This is a genomic window from Streptomyces sp. NPDC102278, assembly GCF_044766345.1.
Classification (GTDB): domain Bacteria; phylum Actinomycetota; class Actinomycetes; order Streptomycetales; family Streptomycetaceae; genus Streptomyces.
In genome coordinates, this window is record NZ_JBIWLV010000004.1 from 478,212 (window position 1) to 496,335 (window position 18,124).

Consider the following 18,124-nt stretch of genomic DNA (forward strand, 5'->3'; position numbering starts at 1 on the left):
CGGACCACACGTACAGTGACGGGTCATGAGCCCCTGACCGGGATTCCTGCGGGTCCTGGTGGATCCTCTGGAACCCTTGGAAGGTGTCTATGACCGAAGCGGTGGAGTACGACGTCGTGGTGCTGGGCGCGGGCCCGGTCGGAGAGAACATCGCCGACCGGACCCGCGCCGCCGGCCTGAGCACGGCCGTGGTGGAGAGCGAGCTGGTGGGCGGCGAGTGCTCGTACTGGGCCTGCGTGCCCAGCAAGGCGCTGTTGCGTCCGGCGCTGGCCCGGGCTGACGCGCGCCGGGTACCGGGACTGGCGGGAGCCGTACAGGGACCCCTGGACGCGGAGGCGGTGTTCGCGCACCGCGACTATTGGACCGGCAACTGGAAGGACGACGGCCAGGTCGACTGGCTGGACTCCATCGGGGCGGACGTGTACCGGGGGCACGGGCGGCTCTACGGGATCCGCAAGGTCGCCGTCACCAGCCCCGAGGGCGAGCACCACGTGCTCGCCGCCCGGCACGCGGTGGTCGTGGCGACCGGAACCCGGGCCGTGATCCCCGATCTGCCCGGCATCGTGGGCGCCCGACCGTGGACGAGTCGCGAGGCGACCTCCGCCCGTCGGGTTCCCGGCCGGTTGCTGATCGTCGGCGGCGGCGTCGTCGCGGCCGAGATGGCCACCGCCTGGCAGGCGTTGGGTTCCCGGGTCACCGTGCTGGTGCGCGGCTCGCGGCTGCTGCCGAGGATGGAACCCTTCGCGGGGGAGCTGGTCGCGGAGGCGCTGCGCGAGGCGGGGGCGGTGGTCCGTACGGACGTCGCCGTCGAGGCGGTCGTCCGCGACGGGTCCACCGGGCCGGTCACGGTGGTGTTGGAGGGCGGCGAGACGCTGGAGGGCGACGAGTTGCTGATGGCGACCGGTCGCGCGCCGCGCACCGAGGACATCGGCCTGGACACCGTCGGCCTGACCCCCGGCGACTGGATCGCGGTGGACGACGGTTGCCGGGTCCCCGGGCACGACTGGTTGTACGCCGTCGGAGACGTCAACCACCGTGCGCTGCTGACCCACCAGGGCAAGTACCAGGCCCGGATCGCGGGCGCGGCCATCGCCGCCCGGGCGGCCGGGAGCGGGCCTCTCGACACCGCGCCGTGGGGCGCGCACACGGCCACCGCCGACACGCGGGCCCTGCCGCAGGCGGTGTTCACCGAGCCCGAGGCGGCGTCGGTCGGTCTGACCCGGGCCGAGGCGGAACGGGCCGGACTGCGGGCCCGCGCCGTGGACTACGACCTCGGCAAGGTCTCCGGCGCCGGCCTGTACGCCGACGGCTATCGGGGTCGGGCCCGGATGGTCGTGGACCTCGACCGGGAAGTCCTGGTCGGCGCCACCTTCGTGGGGCCGGGCGCGGCCGAACTGCTGCACGCGGCCACCATCGCGGTCGCGGGCGAGGTCCCGATCGACCGCCTGTGGCACGCGGTCCCGGCGTTCCCGACGATCAGCGAGATCTGGCTGCGTCTGCTGGAGACCTACCGGGGCTGAGTCCCCGCCCCGGCTCCCTCCCGCGCCCGGGGCGCAGGCGTGACGTGTGTGAGGGCCCTGTCGCCGAGTCGGTGGCAGGGCCCTCACGCGTTCCGGACGCGCGAGCGGCATTTCGCCCTCACGGGGACCGCCGCCGCTCTGATCGCCGCCGGCCGGGTGCCCGCCGGGATCCGCCGGTGGAGGGGCGGGCCTGGCTGACCCGCAGTGAGGAAGGGCCTGTTGAATGGTGGCACCACGAGCGAAGGAGCCACCGGCCGTGATCGTCATCGCCCACCTCAGCGACGTCCACTTCGACGGCGACGCGCGCGCCGCGGCTCGCACCCGCGCCGTCATGAGGTACCTGGAGGAACTGCCGTACGACCTGGACGCGGTCCTGGTGAGTGGTGACATAGCCGACCACGGCAGTCCCGACGAGTACGCGGAGGCCCGCAGGGAGCTGGTCTCGCGCCACCCACTGCTGGTCTGCCCCGGCAACCACGACGAACGCGTGGCCTTCCGACGGGGCCTGCTCGGCGAAGCGGATCCGACGGCGGCGCCCGTCGACCAGGTCCTGCGCGGCGCCGGGTTCGTGCTCGCGGCCTGCGATTCATCGGTGCCCGGTGAGCACCGGGGCTTCCTGGAGGACTCCACGGTCGCCTGGCTGGACGGCCTACTGGACGAGACGCCGCGCGAGGTTCCCGTGCTGGTGGCCTTCCACCACCCTCCGGTCCCCCTGCACATCCCCTACGTGGACGGGATCCGGCAGTTCGGCGAGGAGCGGTTGGCGGACCTCGCCGATCGGCACCCGCACCTCACGGCCTTCCTGTGCGGACACGCCCACACGGGCGCCGCGACCACCTTCGCGGGCCGTCCGCTGTTGGTGGCGCCGGGCGTGGTGTCCACGACCCGGCTTCCCTGGGAGGCCCGCAGCGGGGAGAACGAGTACATCCACCTCGACGAGCCGCCGGTCGTCGCCTTCCACGTGATCGGTGCCGACGGGCGGCTGACCACCCACTACCGCGTGGTCGTCGCCCGCCGGTAACCGCTGCCGTCGCGGGTGCGCGTGAGGCGGCCCGAGGTGATCAGGTACCTCCGCAGGGCCGAGCAGTCCTCGTGCACCGTGCGCAGCGCGTCGTTGACCTCGGGCTCGGTGTACTCCCGGTCCGGGGTGAACAGGGTCTCCGTGAGGTGGGCCAGCAGTTGTTCGCGGCGGGCGACCTTGCGCGGGATCGCGATGAGGCGGCCGTCGGCGAAGAGGTCCGAGACGCCTCGCGGGGTGCGCGGGGATTCGGTGCGGTCCGGCGGCGCGGTGGTGTGTGACATGCCGGGCAGCATCACCCGGCAAGGGCCCCCCGGGCAACGGGATTTCCGCCGAGCAGCGGGCGCCGGCGCGCGCTTCGGGTCGTCCGGTCCGTACCCGCCTGGGCCTGATCCAAAAGAAAGGCCCTGAGGCCCGCCGGCGCCGGAATCGCTCCGGCGCCGGCGGGCCCCCTCGGGCGGGTGGTTCAGGGGCCGACGGTGATCTGCTGTGCGGGGTTGGTCGTGTCGGTGACCTTGTAGACGGCGTTGAAGGTGGACGACGTCGCGCTCGTCGGGCACCCGAATCCGCCGGTGACCGTGACCGGCACCGAGGCGTTGGTGAAGGTCAGGCTGGGCGGGGCGCCGTTGGTCCAGGTGCCGCCGACGTTCGCCGGTGCGCTCGGGGCGGCCGTGACGGTGCAGTTGGCCAGGCCGGACGTCGTCACGACGAGTCCGCCGACCGGCACCTTCAAGGTGGCGGTGATCGGCGAGCCGTTCTGCATCGACACCGTCCAGGCGCCGCTGGTGGTGACCGTCGGGGTCACGCCCGGCATGCTGGAGGAACAGGAGGAGTACGTCGGCGCGGTGATCGGTGAAGTGACCGCGCCGGCCGGGTTGTTGTTGCCGGGTGCGGCCGGCACCGTACCGGTGGAGACCGAGACCGTGCAGGTCACGGTGACCGAACCGGCCTTGAGTGTGGCCTTCCCGCTGAGGGTGGCCTTGAAGGCGTGCCCGGCCGGTGTGACGGTGGTCGAACCCGCCAGCGGTAAGGGCGCGGCGGTGGCGGTGGCGGAGGCCACCGTCAGCGCCGCGGCCGCGGCCATCCCGAGGGCGAGAGCGGTGCGCTTGCGGCTCATGGCTGTGCTCCTTGGGGATCGTGGTGCGGGGTGGGGGAGTGACTGCGGTCCCTGTGGGGATCGGGGGCCGCTTCCGTGCCTGCCGCCGGCTCCGTTTCCGGGCCGGTCTTCGGCTCCGCGTCGGGGGCGGCGGAGCCCCCGGCACGTGGTGTGGTGTTCGGCTGCCAGGCGAAGATCATCCCGCCGCCGACGATGCCCAGCAGGGTGCCGATCAGGAACCCGCCGAGGTTCGACAGAACCAGCGTGGCGGTGGCGATCAGGGTGGTGAGGATCCCTGCCAGGGTGCGCTGTTGGGGCGAGAACCAGGCGGTGAGCCCGAGCACGATCAAGATGATGCCCATCAGGACGGACGGAATGCCCGCCACTCCCTGCTGGAGCATGATCTTCAACGGAGCCAGTGGCAGCACGCTGATCCACACCCCGGTGAGGATGGCGAGCAGGCCGCCCCAGAAGGGCCTGCTGCGTCGCCACCGCCGCCAGCGGCTCAGAAGCATTCCTTCTTCCCCTTGCTGATGTTCATGCTCAGCCCGGAGAGTTTGAAGGTACCGGCGTTGGTGGCCCACGCCGTCTGGTGCAGATCGGTGATGTTGACCGTGTCCGCCTGCTGGGCGAACAGGTCCTGCATGCCGATCGCCTCGGCGGGACCCTTGTCGAGGGTGGACGCGTCGCGCCCGATCTCGATGTTGCTGAAGACCGCGTCGCCGGAGAGCTGTGTCGCGTCGACGAAGAGGTTGCTCGCCTCGACGGGGGCCTTCTTGCCCGCGGTGAGGTTGAGGGAGATGTCCCCGATCATCGGGAGCGTGGTGACCACCGACTGGCAGAGGCTGTGCAGCTTGGCCTCCTTGATGGCGGTGACCGCCACCGGGATGAGCTCGTTGCGCGCGTTCACGTCGACGCTGCCGTACTGGGCGAAGCCCTCGCCCTCCAGGCTCGCCGCCGAGACCTTGAACTGCTGCCCGGAGACGGCGAAGGAGGCGGCCAGCGCGCCCTGCGCCAGGGCTATCCCGAGCCCCGCGGTCACGGCGACGGCGGGCACGGTCAGAAGTGCGAACTTGCGCCAGCGGACACGCCCGTCGCCTCTGCCGGCGCCGCCGCTCTCGTCGCCCTCGGTGCCGGGCGGTCCGGACAAGTTCGGTGAGACTGCCATGAGATCGTCCCTTATCTCGGCTGTGCACCTTTGTTACCGACGAGTTGAATGTAAGAGTGCCAATGGAGGTTGGCAAGGTTGCCGGAGCGTACCGTTTCGGCCGACTCCTACTGGCCGGTCACTGCTCCGCGCGCAGCAGTTCGGCGACCTCCGCGGCCACCCGTCGCTCCATGGCCCGGGCGAATTCCGAGGCCACGACCTCACCCGCCACCGGGCGCAACGCGGACACCGCCTCCGACACGTGATCCAGTTGGCCGGCCGAAAGGCGCTCCAGCCCGTCCGGGCCGATCACATGCCGGCGGAACAGTCCGACGAACCGGTCCGCGAGCGCGGCCGCCTGTGTCTGCACGAAGTCGGCCGCGTCCAGGATCTCCGCCAGCGGCACCCCCTGCCGCACCAGCGTCAGCGTCGCCTCCAGCAACCGCCCGCTCAGATGCGTGACCCGGTCCCCGTCGATCCGTACGTACCCCAACTCGGCCGCACGCCGGGTGTCCTCGGCGGTCGCGGTCGGTCCGAACAGCGCCCGCAACTCGGCCAACGTCATCGTCACCGGCACCTCTTGCACCCAGTCGCGGGTCATCGCCCGCTCCAGACCCAGGAGTTGGGACAGCCCGCCACCGCGCTCCCACGCGTCGAGCAACTCGGAGATGCCGTTCACGGTGTAGCCGCGCCCCAGCAGGTCGTTGATCAGACGCAGCCGGGTCAGGTGGTCGTCGGAGTACCAGGCGACCCTGCCCTCACGGCGCGGCGGCGGCAACAACCCGCGCTCCTGGTAGTAGCGCAGGTTGCGCACCTTGACGCCCGCCGCCCGGGCCACGTCCTCCCGGCGATAGCGCCCGTCGGCGCGTCCGTCCTGTTCCCCCTGGCTGTCCACGCGGCAGAGTGTAGGACGTACTGGCAGGTCACATGGGCCTTACGGGCGTTGGTCGCGCTCCATCCGCTTGACCGCCCGCAGCACGACGAACTTCGGCTCGCTCGCGGTGACCTCGCTGTTGCCGAACAGCCGCTTCAGGTGCGTGTGGTAGCCCATGTGGCGGTTGGCGACGACCCACAGCTCTCCGCCCGGCCGCAACGCCTTGCGCGACTGCGCGAACATGCGCAGCGCCGTGGCGTCCGTCGTCGCCTGGTGGGAGTGGAAGGGCGGATTGCACAGGATCAGGTCCACCGAACCCGGGTCCAGCATCGCGACCCCGTCGCCGACGAGGAAGTCGGCCCGCTCCCGCTCGTGCGTCACGTTGGCGCGGAACGTGGCCTTCGCCGAGGCCACCGCCTGGTACGACTCGTCCGTGAACACGACCTCGGCCCGCGGGTCCGCGACGGCGACCGCCGTGCCGACGACCCCGTTGCCACAGCCGAGGTCCACTACGCGGGCCCCGTCCGTGTTGGTCGGGATGTTCTGCAGGAAGAAACGGGTACCGACGTCGAGCCGGTCCGCGCAGAAGATGCCGGCGTGGTTGACCACGGTCAGCCCGGCGCCCGAGCCCCCGTCCTCGTCCACGACGTACGTCAGCGGCCAGGGCCCGGGGGTCACGGCGTGCGTGGCCCCGGGGGTCCCCGGCGTACAGAAGATCAGTCGGGCCTTCTTCTCCGCGAGCGAGGTCTTCGTCGGCCCGAGGATCCGCTCGAAGAGCCGCAGCGTGGAGGTGTGGATCTCCTTGACCATGCCCGTGCCGACCACGACCGTGCCCGCGTGCACGTGCGGAGCCAGCCGGTGCAGCTGGTCCTCCAGCAGCGCCAGACTCTTCGGGACGCGCACCAGGAGGACGTCGATCCGCTCCGGCGGCGCGTCCTGCGTGGTCAGCAGCCGCACCGTGTCCTTGGCGGTCCCGATCCCGGCGCGGTCCAGGTTCGCCATGGTGGCCGAGCGGGTCAGCGAGGAGTCGGTGATCTGCGTCGGGTGGAACGCGGCCAGGGCCGTCGTCAGCGTGCCCCAACGGTCCCCGATCACGGTGATCTGCCGATCGCCGGTGAGATCCACCGGGCCGCGTTCCCCGGTACCGGATTCGAGGTGCCGCAGCAGGTACTCATCGGCGGCGTCCCAGGCGCGGAGGCGATCGCGCGGGTCCTGGGGGAAACGGGTGAGTTCGTAGGAGCCGAAAGGCGTGGTCAGACGGTTCATATTCGACCCAGGCTATCCGAGACGACCGCCCGGCCCCGCATGGGCGGGGCCGGGCGGCACGCTACTCGGGAAACTCGCCCGCCATCGCGGCGGCGATCCGCAGGTGGGGACCCGCCTCGGCGGCCCTGCCCTGGCGCTCAAGCGTGCGACCGAGGAGCAGCTGCGCGTAGTCCTCCACCGGCCAGCGCTCCAGGATGGCGCGCAGCTCCAGCTCGGCGCGGGACAGCTGGGCGGAGTGGTAGTAGGCGCGGGCCAGCAGCAGCCGGGGAGCCAGCTGCTCGGGGACCTCCACGGTCAGGGAACCCAGGACGCGGGCCGCGGTGGCGTACTCCTTCGCCTCGAAGAAGAGCCCGGCGCGCGCCCAGCGCTCGGCCGGCGTCCCGTGCTCGAAGTACTCCACCGGCGTGTTCATCGCGTTCCTTCCGCCGTTCGGATGCTCTGTCCGGTCTCCCCAACACGGGGGATCCACCGAACATTCCGTGGAACGCCGGACGCGGCGCGGGGCTAAGTTGTGCCCCATGAGCAATCTCGATCGCCAGCCCGCTCTCTCCGCATGCGGCGGCCGCGGCTTCGTCGTGGCCGAGCCCGTGCGCGAGCTCCTCAGCCCGCGCACCGTCAAGCTCGGGGAATCCACCGAGGTCCGCCGGCTGCTGCCCAACCTGGGCCGCCGCATGGTGGGCGCCTGGTGCTTCGTCGACCACTACGGCCCGGACGACATCGCGGACGAGGCCGGCATGCAGGTGGCGCCGCACCCGCACTCGGGGCTCCAGACCGTGAGCTGGCTCCACGAGGGCGAGGTGCTGCATCGCGACAGCGTGGGCAGCCTGGAGACCATCCGCCCGCGCGAACTCGGCCTGATGACCTCCGGCCGGGGCATCAGCCACTCCGAGGAGAGCCCGCGCCCGCACGCCCGCCTCCTGCACGGCGCGCAACTGTGGGTGGCCCTCCCCGACGCCCACCGTGACGTCGCCCCGCACTTCCAACACCACGCCGAACTCCCGCGGGTCACCGCCCCCGGCCTGAGCGCGACCGTGATCCTCGGCACCCTGGACGGAGCCACCTCGCCCGGCACCGCGTACAGCCCGATCGTCGGCGCCGACCTCGCCCTGGCGGCGGGCACCGAGACCCGCCTCCCCCTCGACCCGGACTTCGAGTACGCGGTCCTGTCGATGTCGGGCGAGGCCACCGTAGACGGCGTCCCGGTCCTGCCGGGCGCGATGCTCTACCTGGGCTGCGGCCGCACGGAACTCCCCCTGCGGGCGGCCTCGGACGCGGGGCTGATGCTGCTGGGCGGCGAACCGTTCGAGGAGGAGATCGTCATGTTCTGGAACTGGATCGGCCGGAGCAACGAGGAGATCGTGCAGGCCCGCAAGGACTGGATGGAAGGCACCCGCTACGGCGAAGTGAAGGGCTACGACGGCCCCCCGATCCCCGCCCCGGAGCTCCCGCCGGTGGCCCTGAAGGCGCGCGGGCGGGTGCGCTGACCTGCGTAGCGGCGGGGCCCCTCGGGGTTTCTCGGGTGCGCCCGCACGTGCACGGCTCCCTCCCTTTCCAAGAAGTCATCTGCGACACATGGGGGCCGTGCGAGCGCATCCGCATTCTCGGAAAGCTCCGTCGATATCACGTGAGAGGCCCGCGCGTGGTGGCGGAACGCCGCTGGTCAGGGGGTCTGTGGGGCCACGGCCAGCGTAATCGTTTGGCCTTGGGTCCGATTCGCAAGGTCGGCGAATGCATGTGGCCGGCGAATGCGACCTGGTGTCGGTCGATTGCATTCCGTGTCCGTTAAGGTCGGCTGTAACGCAGGCCACAAAAGGCGTGCTGCGTGCTGCTCTCCCCATACCTGTGAGGCATTTTTCATGAGCCTGAGCATCCGCAACCAGATCCCCGGCACCATCACCTCCGTCACGGCCGGCGAGGCCATGTCCACGGTGAAGGTCCGCCTGCAGGGTGGCCAGGACATCACCGCCGCGATCACCACCGACGCCGTCAAGGACCTCGGCCTCGCCGAGGGCACCGCCGTCAAGGCGCTCGTGAAGTCCACCGAGGTCTCCCTCGCGACCGGCCCGGTCTCGGGCATCTCCATCCGCAACCAGATCGCGGGCACCGTCACCGACGTCGCGACCGGCGGCGCCATGGGCTCCGTCAAGGTCTCCGTCGAGGGCGGCGAGCTGACCGCCGCCATCACCAAGGACGCCGTCGAAGCCCTCGGCCTGAGCGCCGGCACCTCCGTCGTCGCGCTGATCAAGTCGACCGAGATCTCCCTCGCCACCGCCTGATCTCCCAGACATGAAACTCGGCTGCGGGCGGAGGGGCCGTACCTGGGCCGGACCGCGTTCGACAGCTTGAGGCGGCCGTCTCAGCGGCAGGTACTCCTGGAGGTTCTCCGCATGCCCGCACCCACGCGCCACCGGTTGTTCTCCTACGGCACGCTGCAGACCCCGAAAGTCCAACTCGTCCGGCGGAAGCCTTGACGGCGATCCTGCTTCGGCCGTCTGACCCGGCGCACCCTCCGTCGCCTGTCCGACGGAGCGTGCGTACTGGTGTGGGGGTGCTGTAAGACAGGTGGCACGTGGTGCGAGCGGCACTGTCCGTGTAGCGTCAGTACCAGCTGTCGTGGTTCCGAAGTACCGGTCGCCCGTGAGCGTGAGTTCACGGGCGAATTTGCTGTTCAGAGTCTCTGAGGACCAGGGCGATCACCTCCGGCTCCCGCATGGTGCGGGACCGGTTTCGAGTCCCTTGGAGGACACATGGCCAGCGGAACCGTGAAGTGGTTCAACTCGGAAAAGGGCTTCGGCTTCATCGAGCAGGACGGCGGCGGCCCTGACGTCTTCGCCCACTACTCGAACATCGCCGCCCAGGGCTTCCGCGAGCTGCAGGAGGGCCAGAAGGTGAACTTCGACGTCACCCAGGGCCAGAAGGGCCCGCAGGCGGAGAACATCACCCCCGCCTGAGCCTTCACCCCTGTAACGGCAGTGACCGCCCCCGTGGCGCCGCTGTCGCATGGAGCCCGGTCGGCACGCTTGTGCCGGCCGGGCTCTTCCCTTGGAGTAGCTGAGAATGCCGGCGGGCCCGGGCGGGTGGGAGACACGCGGCAGAGGCCGCGGGGCCGTGGCCGACGGGGTGCGCGATCCGCACGCCATGACGCGGTCCACCGTCGACTTCGCAGGCCGCCAGAGCCGATCACCGCCCCCGCCGGCAGGGGCGGCATCGCGAACGTGCCGGGCCGGATCGAAGCGACGGGGTGGCCGTGGTGAGCCTCGCGGTCGCGGTGCAGCCGGCCTGGGTGGGCCGTACCGCGATCGGGGGCCGGTGCTGCTCCGCGTGGCGGGCGTGCGCGTCACCCGGTAGCGTCGAAAGGGTGCGTTCCGTGAAACCGCTGTGGCCCTGGCCCGGCAGGGCCACAGCCGATGTCGGCAGAGGAACGAGAGCCCATGCCAAAGCACAGCGTCCCCGTGGTGGCCGCCGGGGCAGCACTGGTCTGTCTGGCGGCATTCGGTTCCGCACCCGGTAGTGCCGCGTCGGCGCCCGCCGAGCCGAGCCCGGCCGGCTCGTTCCGGTTCGTGCCCGGCCCCTGCCCGAAGCCGCCCGAGCCGATCGAAGCGCTGAGCGGGGCACGGTGCGGCTTCCTGGAGGTTCCGGAGAACCGCTCTCGCCCCGGCGGCCGGACCATCAAGTTGGCCGTGGCCAGGATCCCGGCCGCCTCGGACAAACCCGCGCAGGACCCCGTGGTGTTCATGGCGGGCGGCCCCGGCGCCGACACGTTCGACGACATTCCGTTCCTCGTCGACTCGGGACTGAACAAGGACCGCGAACTGATCATCATGGCTCAGCGCGGCAACCTCCACGACCAGCCGAACCTCGCCTGCCCGGAGATCGACCGGTTCAACGCGCAGGCGGTCGGTCTGGGCTACGACGCACGGACGGCAGAACAGCTCTTCCTGAAGGCGGTAAAGGACTGCCGGCACCGCTTGACGGCCGACGGCACTGACCTGAACGCCTACAACACCATCGAGAACGCCGCCGACTTCGCCGACCTGCGCAAGGCGCTGGACATCCCCCGGTGGAACGTCTACGGGTACTCCTACGGCAGCAACCTGGCCCTCACGTACCTGCGGCTGCACCCCGAGGGAATCCGCGCGGTGGCGATCGACTCGGTGGCCCCCTCCCAGTTCGTGACCCTGCCGTGGACATGGGGCAGCACCGCCGAGGGGATCGACAACATCTTCGAGGCGTGCGCGGCGCAACCCGCCTGCAAGGACCGGTACCCGGACCTGCGCCGCACGCTGACGGAGCAGGTGCGCAAGCTGGAGGCGCACCCCCTGACGCTGAACGTCCCGCCCCCGAGCGGAGGAAAGCCGGTCAAGGTCGTCCTCGACGGGGGCGCGCTGCTGAACCTGATCGTCGCCTTCACCCCCCGGCCCAAGGACATTCCGGCGGCGCTGGAGGAACTCGCCAACGGGAACCCGGAGCGCTTCGCGAAGGCCCGCGCGGCCGGCTCGGTCCAGAAGGTCGGCGAGTTCGCCCACGGACTGACGAACTCGGTGGCGTGCGCCGAGTGGGCGCCGGGGTACTCGGAGTCCGACGTGCTGAAGGCGGGGCGCAAGGCCTTCCCCGGGTGGCCGGACACGGTCCTGGCCCAGGCGCCGCAACTCCCCTTCCAGTACCCGGCATGCGGGATCTGGAAGGTTGCGGACCGCGCCTCCGTCCAGCGGGTGGCCACGGTCAGCTCGGTACCGGCGCTCGTCGTCTCGGGCACGTTCGACGTGAAGACCGGGGCGAGTTGGGCGAAGGGCGTCGCCCGCAATCTGTCCGGCTCCACTGCCATTGAGGTCCCCGGAATCGGCCACTGGGTGGTCCCGCAGTCGCCCTGCGCGCAAAGCGTGCTGGCCTCCTTCCTCGCCCGCCCGACCGCTCCCGACACCCGTTGCGTGGACGGTCTCGAACCCGAACCGTTCACGATCATCCCGAAGTAGCCCGGAGGGCAGATGACACGCCGTCAAGCGCACGGTCGTCGCCGCACCGCACGACGACTCCTGGCCACGTCGGCCGGCATGGCGACCGGTCTCCTCGTCACCGGTCTGCTCACCGGGCCCGCTCAGGGGCGGTCACGCGCCGACGACGGCGCCGGAACGCCGATCGGCACCGTCGCCCGGACGGTGGGCGACGCCCGCTACGAGCCGGGCCCCTGCCCGAAGACACCGGAACCCGTGGAGGAACTCGAAGGGGCCCGGTGCGGCACGCTCACCGTGCCCGAGAATCGCGCCGAACCGAGCAGCAAGACGAAGCCAGGCAGCAAGACCATCCAACTCGGTGTCGCGATCGTGCCCGCGAAGGCCGGTACACCGAAATCCGACCCCATCGTCTGGCTCGCGGGGGGACCCGGAGACGACGCCGTGGGCGAGGCGAAGTTGGCGATCGGCGGCGGCCTGAACCGCGACCGCGACGTGATCCTCATGTCCCAGCGCGGTACGTACTCGGCCGACCCGACGGCCCTCTGTCCCAACATCGACGAGTTCAACGCACGCGCGGTGGGCCTCGTCTACGACGCTCCCTCCACCGAACGCCTGCACGTCCAGGCGACGAAGGCCTGCCGCGACCAATTGGCGGGCCGCGGGCTCGACCTCAGCGCCTACAACGACACCGAGAGCGCCGCCGACTACGAGGACCTGCGCGCCACGCTGGGCGTCAAGAAGTGGAACCTGTACGGCATCTCCTACGGCACCCATCTGGCGCTGGTCTACATGCGGCTGCACCCCGAGGGGCTGCGCTCTGTGGGCCTCGACGGCATACTGCCGCCGTCCAAGGCCGGGTCGGCGGCCACGTGGAGCAGCCTCCGGCAGGGCATCGACAGCCTGTTCAAGGCCTGCGCGGACCAGCCGGCGTGCAACACGCGGTACCCGAACCTGGCGGCCACCTTCGACAAGCTCGTCGGCGACCTCGAAGCCAAGCCGGTCACCACCACGGTCACGCTCCCCGGCAGCGACAAGCCGGTGAAGGTCGTGCTGGACGGCGGAGCCCTGGTGAACTGGATGACCTCCGCCACGCACGTGGCGCCCCAGGTGCCCGCCGCCCTCGATGAACTGGCGAACGGCAAGCCGCAACGGATCGCCCGGCAGTGGGCGGGCGGCAAGCTCAGCCCGGCGGCCATCGGCCGGGTTGCGCACGGTCTCGTCTACGGCGTCTTCTGCAGCGAGTGGACGCCGTACGAGAGCCAGGAGCAGGCACTCGAGGGCGGACAGCAGGCCTTCCCGTCGTTCCCCCGCTCGGTGCAGGCCCAGGCCCCGCAACTCACCTTCCTCCGCCCGGACTGCGACGTCTGGAACGTCCCTGCTGCGGACCCCTCGATCCGTGACGTCACGCGCGGCGACATCCCCACGCTCGCCCTGTCGGGCGGCTTCGACTCCCAGACCGGGGCGGACAACGGGCCGTACGTCGCCCGCACGCTGAGCAAGGCCAAGGTCGTCACGGTCCCCTACCAGCCGCACGTGGTGTTCGCCACGTCGAAGTGCGCCCAGGAGATCGCCGTCTCCTTCTTCGAGACCCCGGACGCGCCGAAGACCGAGTGCCTGAAGGGTCTGGCGCCGCCCGAGTTCGAGATCGCTCCCTGACCACCGCTCGTGCGGCCTTTCCTCCGGTACGGGCACGGGGGAGCCGGCGGGGCGTCGCCGGCTCCCGGTGACGTGCGAGGGGGAACGTCAGTTCTCGGCGAGCGCCTTCAGGGCGGTGTTGAGTTCGAGGACGTTGACGCGGGGTTCGCCCATGAAGCCCAGGGTGCGGCCGGCGGTGTGGTCGGCGACGAGCTTCCCGACCTGGTCGACGTCGAGCTTGTTCCGTTCGGCGACCCGGCGGACCTGGAGCGCGGCGTACTCGGGGGAGATGTGCGGGTCGAGGCCGGAGGCGGACGAGGTGACGGCGTCGGCGGGGACGTCCCGCGGCTCGACCCGGTGGTCGGCCGTGGAGTTGTCCGCGATGACGGCTTCCTTGGCGGCGAGGACCTGGGCGCAGAGGGTGCCCTCCTCCGCGTCCTTGGTGCAGGCCCCGCCCACCGCGCCGTTGTCCGCGGACCGGTTGGTGGCGCCGGAGAGGATCAGCGCGTACCGGGTGTTGACGCTGTTGCCGCCCAGGCCGTTGGAGGGGCGCGGCTGGAACCACTTCAGGTCGGGCCGGGCCGCCGCCCCGCCGTCGTTCGGATCGTTCTTCGGGAGGTTGTACGTCTGCCCGATGAGGGAGGAGCCGACGACCTGGCCGCTCTTGTCCTTGATCTCGGAGCCGTTGGCCTCGTCATGGAACAGGGCCTGGGCGATCCCGGTGACGGCGAGCGGGTAGAGGACCCCGCAGATCACGGTCAGGACGAGCAGGGCGCGCAGGCCCGCCCCGAGCAACCGTGCGGTGTTTCCTGGAGAGTTGTTCATGGCTGATCAGCACGTTCCTAAATTCAGGCGAGCCCGGGGATGAGGGAGATGAGCAGGTCGATGATCTTGATGCCGATGAACGGGGCGACGAGACCGCCGAGTCCGTAGATCCCGATGTTGCGGCGGAGCATCCTGTCGGCGCTGGTCGGCCTGTACCGGACGCCCTTGAGGGCGAGCGGGACGAGCGCGATGATGATCAGCGCGTTGAAGATGACGGCCGAGAGGATGGCCGACTCCGGAGAGGCCAGGCCCATGATGTTGAGCTTGTCGAGCCCCGGGTGGACCACGGCGAACATGGCCGGGATGATCGCGAAGTACTTCGCGACGTCGTTGGCGATGGAGAACGTCGTCAGCGCGCCGCGGGTGATCAGCAACTGCTTGCCGATCTCCACGATCTCGATGAGCTTGGTGGGGTCGGAGTCCAGGTCCACCATGTTCCCGGCCTCCTTGGCGGCCGAGGTGCCGGTGTTCATGGCCACGCCCACGTCGGCCTGAGCGAGGGCCGGGGCGTCGTTCGTGCCGTCACCGGTCATCGCGACCAGCTTGCCGCCCGCCTGCTCCCGCTTGATGAGGGCCATCTTGTCCTCGGGAGTCGCCTCGGCGAGGAAGTCGTCGACCCCCGCCTCCTCGGCGATCGCCTTCGCGGTCAGCGGGTTGTCACCCGTGATCATGACGGTCTTGATGCCCATGCGCCGCAACTCGTCGAAGCGCTCGCGCATGCCCTCCTTGACGATGTCCTTGAGGTGGATGACGCCCAGGACGCGGGCGCCCCTGTCGTCCTTGACCGCGACGAGGAGCGGGGTCCCGCCGGCTTCGGAGATGCCGTTGGCGAGGAGATCGGCGTCGTCGGACACTCGGCCGCCCTGCTCCCGCACCCAGGTGATGACCGAGCCGGCGGCGCCCTTGCGGGTCTGCCCGCCGTCCACGTCGACACCCGACATGCGGGTCTGGGCGGTGAAGGCGATCCACTCGGCCTGCGACAACTCACCCTGGTGGCGTTCGCGCAGCCCGTACTTCTCCTTCGCCAGAACCACGATGGAGCGGCCCTCGGGAGTCTCGTCCGCGAGGGAGGACAGCTGGGCGGCGTCGGCCAGCTCCGCCTCCGTGGTGCCCTCGACCGGGACGAACTCGCAGGCCTGGCGGTTGCCGAGGGTGATGGTGCCCGTCTTGTCGAGCAGCAGCGTGGAGACGTCGCCGGCGGCCTCCACCGCCCGACCCGACATGGCCAGGACGTTGCGCTGGACCAGGCGGTCCATGCCCGCGATGCCGATCGCGGAGAGCAGCGCGCCGATCGTCGTGGGGATCAGGCAGACCAGCAGGGCGGTCAGCACGACCATCGACTGCTCGGCGCCCGCGTAGACGGCGAAGGGCTGGAGGGTGACGACGGCCAGCAGGAAGACGATGGTGAGGGACGCGAGGAGGATGTTCAGCGCGATCTCGTTCGGGGTCTTCTGCCGGGCCGCGCCCTCGACCAGGGCGATCATGCGGTCGATGAAGGTCTCACCGGGTTTCGTCGTGACCTTGATGACGATCCGGTCCGAGAGGACCTTCGTGCCGCCGGTGACGGCCGAGCGGTCGCCGCCGGATTCGCGGATGACGGGGGCGGACTCGCCGGTGATGGCGGACTCGTCGACGGACGCGACGCCTTCCACGACGTCACCGTCGCCGGGGATGACGTCCCCGGCCTCGCAGACCACCAGGTCGCCTATGCGCAACTCCGCCCCCGGGACCCGCTCCTCGCCGCGGCCGTCCCCGCTCAGACGGCGTGCGACGGAATCGGTCTTGGCCTTGCGCAGGGTGTCGGCCTGCGCCTTGCCTCGACCTTCGGCCACGGCCTCCGCGAGGTTGGCGAAGATCGTGGTGAGCCACAGCCAGGCGGTGATGGCCCAGCCGAACCAGTGCGTGGGGTCGCTGATCGCCAGGGCGGTCGTGACGACCGAGCCGATCAGGACGACGAACATGACCGGGGACTTGACCATGATCCGGGGGTCGAGCTTGCGCACCGCGTCCGGGAAGGACTTCAGCAGCTGCTCGGGGTCGAAGAGGCCCCCGCCCACGCGCCCACCGCCCGGCGTGTGGCCGGCGGGCACGTCCTGGTGCGGAGCCCTCGTGGGAGTGGCGGTGCTCATGAGGCGAGCCCTTCGGCGAGCGGACCCAGCGCCAGGGCCGGGAAGTAGGTGAGGCCGGTGATGATGAGGATCGTTGCCACGAGGAGGCCGGCGTAGAGGGGCTTGTCGGTGCGCAGGGTGCCGGCCGTCTCGGGCACGGGCTTCTGCTCGGCGAGCGAACCGGCGAGCGCCAACACGAACACCATGGGCAGGAAGCGGCCGAACAGCATGGCGATGCCGATGGTGCTGTTGAACCACTGCGTGTCGGCGTTCAGCCCCGCGAAGGCCGAGCCGTTGTTGTTGGCGCCCGAGGTGTAGGCGTAGAGGATCTCCGAGAAGCCGTGCGCCCCGGAGTTCGTCATCGAGTTCGCCGGGGTGTCCAGTGCCATCGCCGCGGCGGTGAAGCCGAGGACCAGGGCCGGGGTGATGAGGATGTGGCAGGCGGCGAGCTTGATCTCGCGGGTGCCGATCTTCTTGCCCAGGTACTCGGGGGTGCGGCCGACCATCAGGCCGGCGATGAACACCGCGATGATCGCCATGATCAGCATGCCGTACAGGCCGGAGCCGACACCACCGGGCGCGATCTCGCCGAGCTGCATGCCCAGCATCGCGATGCCGCCGCCGAGCCCGGTGTAGGAGGAGTGGAAGGAGTTGACGGCGCCGGTGGACGTGAGGGTGGTGGCGACGGCGAAGATCGACGAACCGCCGACCCCGAAGCGTGCTTCCTTGCCCTCCATCGCCGCGCCGGCGACATCGAAGGCCGGCCCGTGGTGGGCGAACTCGGTCCACATCATCAGCGCGGTGAAGGCGACCCAGATGATGCCCATGGTCGCGAGGATCGCGTAACCCTGGCGCAGGTTTCCGACCATGCGGCCGAAGGTGCGGGTCAGGGCGAAGGGGATGAGCAGGATCAGGAAGATCTCGAAGAGGTTCGAGAAGGGGGTGGGATTCTCGAAGGGGTGGGCGGAGTTCGCGTTGAAGTAGCCGCCGCCGTTCGTCCCGAGTTCCTTGATGACCTCCTGCGAGGCCACGGCCCCGCCGTTCCACTGCCGGGTGCCGCCGAGGAACTGCCCGACCTCGTGGATGCCCGCGAAGTTCTGGATGGCGCCGCACGCGACCAGGACGATCGCGCCGATCACCGAGATCGGCAACAGGATCCGGACGGTGCCGCGGACCAGGTCGGCCCAGAAGTTGCCGAGTTCCCCGGTGCGGGAGCGCGCGAAGCCCCGTACGAGGGCCACCGCGACGGCCATGCCGACGGCGGCGGAGACGAAGTTCTGGACGGCGAGGCCGCCCGTCTGTACGACGTGGCCCATGGCCTGCTCGCCGTAGTACGACTGCCAGTTGGTGTTCGCCACGAACGACGCGGCGGTGTTGAACGCCTGGTCCGGGTCGATCGCCACGAAGCCGAGCGAGCCGGGCAGGATGCCCTGGGCGCGCTGCATCAGGTAGAGGAAGAGGACGCTCACGGCCGAGAACGCGAGGACGCCGCGCAGGTAGGCGGGCCAGCGCATCTCGGCGGTCGGGTCCGCGCCGATGGCCCGGTAGATCCACTTCTCCGGCTTCCAGTGCTTCTCGGAGGAGTAGACGCGGGCCATGTGGTCGCCCAGCGGGCGGTAGGCCAGCGCGAGCGCGGTCATCAGCGTGAGGAGCTGGAGCACTCCGGCGATTTCGGGGCTCATG

Annotated in this window: 17 protein-coding genes; 7 read left to right on the forward strand and 10 right to left on the reverse strand. The window is 70.6% G+C overall.

The window, feature by feature from the left end; genetic code table 11:
* Positions 1 to 89: 89 nt before the first annotated feature.
* Together ACIRO3_RS14375 and ACIRO3_RS14380 are read left to right on the forward strand one after the other, a co-directional pair.
* Complete coding sequence (locus ACIRO3_RS14375) at positions 90 to 1,520, forward strand: dihydrolipoyl dehydrogenase family protein (RefSeq protein ID WP_404136180.1); 1,431 nt, start codon at positions 90 to 92, stop codon at positions 1,518 to 1,520.
* A 256-nt stretch (positions 1,521 to 1,776) separates the two neighbouring features.
* Positions 1,777 to 2,541 (forward strand): metallophosphoesterase, encoded by a 765-nt coding sequence (locus tag ACIRO3_RS14380; protein ID WP_404136183.1) that lies wholly within the window; start codon positions 1,777 to 1,779, stop codon positions 2,539 to 2,541.
* Here ACIRO3_RS14380 and ACIRO3_RS14385 read toward each other — a convergent pair.
* From ACIRO3_RS14385 to ACIRO3_RS14415, 7 genes are all read right to left on the reverse strand, one after another.
* Positions 2,514 to 2,822 (reverse strand): DUF2087 domain-containing protein, encoded by a 309-nt coding sequence (locus tag ACIRO3_RS14385; RefSeq protein WP_404136186.1) that lies wholly within the window; start codon positions 2,820 to 2,822, stop codon positions 2,514 to 2,516. The genes ACIRO3_RS14380 and ACIRO3_RS14385 overlap by 28 nt on opposite strands.
* A 182-nt stretch (positions 2,823 to 3,004) precedes the next feature.
* Positions 3,005 to 3,655: a hypothetical protein gene (locus ACIRO3_RS14390; protein WP_366149465.1), complete on the reverse strand. Its 651-nt coding sequence runs from the start codon at positions 3,653 to 3,655 to the stop codon at positions 3,005 to 3,007.
* On the reverse strand, positions 3,652 to 4,149 hold the full coding sequence (locus ACIRO3_RS14395) for a DUF6114 domain-containing protein (RefSeq protein WP_404136190.1): 498 nt from the start codon (positions 4,147 to 4,149) through the stop codon (positions 3,652 to 3,654). Before ACIRO3_RS14395 ends, ACIRO3_RS14390 begins: the two co-directional genes overlap by 4 nt.
* Positions 4,140 to 4,697, reverse strand: coding sequence for a DUF6230 family protein (locus ACIRO3_RS14400; protein ID WP_361784107.1), 558 nt, complete (start codon positions 4,695 to 4,697; stop codon positions 4,140 to 4,142). The genes ACIRO3_RS14395 and ACIRO3_RS14400 overlap by 10 nt, the downstream gene beginning before the upstream one ends.
* Positions 4,698 to 4,920: 223 nt before the next feature.
* A complete protein-coding gene (locus ACIRO3_RS14405) occupies positions 4,921 to 5,676 on the reverse strand; it encodes a MerR family transcriptional regulator (RefSeq protein WP_366149467.1) in 756 nt (251 codons plus the stop codon).
* Between the two features lie 39 nt (positions 5,677 to 5,715).
* Positions 5,716 to 6,921 carry a methyltransferase gene (locus tag ACIRO3_RS14410; RefSeq protein WP_053680348.1) on the reverse strand — a complete coding sequence of 402 codons (1,206 nt, stop codon included), beginning with the start codon at positions 6,919 to 6,921 and terminating at the stop codon, positions 5,716 to 5,718.
* Positions 6,922 to 6,982: 61 nt separating this feature from the next.
* Entirely contained in the window at positions 6,983 to 7,333 is a 351-nt protein-coding gene (locus ACIRO3_RS14415) for a tetratricopeptide repeat protein (protein ID WP_361784068.1), read from the reverse strand.
* A gap of 106 nt (positions 7,334 to 7,439) precedes the next feature.
* Between ACIRO3_RS14415 and ACIRO3_RS14420 the strand changes: the two genes are divergently transcribed.
* From ACIRO3_RS14420 to ACIRO3_RS14440, 5 genes are all read left to right on the forward strand, one after another.
* Entirely contained in the window at positions 7,440 to 8,405 is a 966-nt protein-coding gene (locus tag ACIRO3_RS14420; protein WP_366149468.1) for a pirin family protein, read from the forward strand.
* A gap of 372 nt (positions 8,406 to 8,777) precedes the next feature.
* Positions 8,778 to 9,197: a molybdopterin-binding protein gene (locus ACIRO3_RS14425; RefSeq protein WP_404136196.1), complete on the forward strand. Its 420-nt coding sequence runs from the start codon at positions 8,778 to 8,780 to the stop codon at positions 9,195 to 9,197.
* Between the two features lie 471 nt (positions 9,198 to 9,668).
* Complete coding sequence (locus ACIRO3_RS14430) at positions 9,669 to 9,872, forward strand: cold-shock protein (RefSeq protein ID WP_030861277.1); 204 nt, start codon at positions 9,669 to 9,671, stop codon at positions 9,870 to 9,872.
* 480 nt (positions 9,873 to 10,352) lie between these two features.
* Positions 10,353 to 11,894, forward strand: a complete 1,542-nt coding sequence (locus ACIRO3_RS14435) for an alpha/beta fold hydrolase (protein WP_404136200.1) — start codon at positions 10,353 to 10,355, stop codon at positions 11,892 to 11,894.
* A 12-nt stretch (positions 11,895 to 11,906) separates the two neighbouring features.
* Positions 11,907 to 13,529 carry an alpha/beta fold hydrolase gene (locus ACIRO3_RS14440; RefSeq protein ID WP_404136203.1) on the forward strand — a complete coding sequence of 541 codons (1,623 nt, stop codon included), beginning with the start codon at positions 11,907 to 11,909 and terminating at the stop codon, positions 13,527 to 13,529.
* 87 nt (positions 13,530 to 13,616) lie between these two features.
* Here ACIRO3_RS14440 and ACIRO3_RS14445 read toward each other — a convergent pair whose 3' ends face one another.
* From ACIRO3_RS14445 to kdpA, 3 genes are read right to left on the reverse strand one after another with little or no spacing between them, the layout of a single operon-like run.
* Positions 13,617 to 14,333 carry a potassium-transporting ATPase subunit C gene (locus ACIRO3_RS14445; RefSeq protein ID WP_404136205.1) on the reverse strand — a complete coding sequence of 239 codons (717 nt, stop codon included), beginning with the start codon at positions 14,331 to 14,333 and terminating at the stop codon, positions 13,617 to 13,619.
* Between the two features lie 23 nt (positions 14,334 to 14,356).
* Positions 14,357 to 16,462, reverse strand: coding sequence for a potassium-transporting ATPase subunit KdpB (gene kdpB / locus ACIRO3_RS14450; RefSeq protein ID WP_404136208.1), 2,106 nt, complete (start codon positions 16,460 to 16,462; stop codon positions 14,357 to 14,359).
* Positions 16,459 to 18,123 carry a potassium-transporting ATPase subunit KdpA gene (kdpA, locus tag ACIRO3_RS14455; RefSeq protein ID WP_404136211.1) on the reverse strand — a complete coding sequence of 555 codons (1,665 nt, stop codon included), beginning with the start codon at positions 18,121 to 18,123 and terminating at the stop codon, positions 16,459 to 16,461. Before kdpA ends, kdpB begins: the two co-directional genes overlap by 4 nt.
* Position 18,124: the final 1 nt, after the last annotated feature.

Bases quoted from the DNA above. Each gene is read 5' to 3' on its own strand.
- ACIRO3_RS14375 (WP_404136180.1), top strand. From the start codon at position 90: ATGACCGAAGCGGTGGAGTACGACGTCGTGGTGCTGGGCGCGGGCCCG.
- ACIRO3_RS14385 (WP_404136186.1), bottom strand. From the start codon at position 2,822: ATGTCACACACCACCGCGCCGCCGGACCGCACCGAATCCCCGCGCACC.
- ACIRO3_RS14390 (WP_366149465.1), bottom strand. From the start codon at position 3,655: ATGAGCCGCAAGCGCACCGCTCTCGCCCTCGGGATGGCCGCGGCCGCG.
- ACIRO3_RS14395 (WP_404136190.1), bottom strand. From the start codon at position 4,149: ATGCTTCTGAGCCGCTGGCGGCGGTGGCGACGCAGCAGGCCCTTCTGG.
- ACIRO3_RS14410 (WP_053680348.1), bottom strand. From the start codon at position 6,921: ATGAACCGTCTGACCACGCCTTTCGGCTCCTACGAACTCACCCGTTTC.
- ACIRO3_RS14415 (WP_361784068.1), bottom strand. From the start codon at position 7,333: ATGAACACGCCGGTGGAGTACTTCGAGCACGGGACGCCGGCCGAGCGC.
- ACIRO3_RS14420 (WP_366149468.1), top strand. From the start codon at position 7,440: ATGAGCAATCTCGATCGCCAGCCCGCTCTCTCCGCATGCGGCGGCCGC.
- ACIRO3_RS14425 (WP_404136196.1), top strand. From the start codon at position 8,778: ATGAGCCTGAGCATCCGCAACCAGATCCCCGGCACCATCACCTCCGTC.
- ACIRO3_RS14430 (WP_030861277.1), top strand. From the start codon at position 9,669: ATGGCCAGCGGAACCGTGAAGTGGTTCAACTCGGAAAAGGGCTTCGGC.
- ACIRO3_RS14435 (WP_404136200.1), top strand. From the start codon at position 10,353: ATGCCAAAGCACAGCGTCCCCGTGGTGGCCGCCGGGGCAGCACTGGTC.
- ACIRO3_RS14440 (WP_404136203.1), top strand. From the start codon at position 11,907: ATGACACGCCGTCAAGCGCACGGTCGTCGCCGCACCGCACGACGACTC.
- ACIRO3_RS14445 (WP_404136205.1), bottom strand. From the start codon at position 14,333: ATGAACAACTCTCCAGGAAACACCGCACGGTTGCTCGGGGCGGGCCTG.
- kdpB (WP_404136208.1), bottom strand. From the start codon at position 16,462: ATGAGCACCGCCACTCCCACGAGGGCTCCGCACCAGGACGTGCCCGCC.
- kdpA (WP_404136211.1), bottom strand. From the start codon at position 18,123: ATGAGCCCCGAAATCGCCGGAGTGCTCCAGCTCCTCACGCTGATGACC.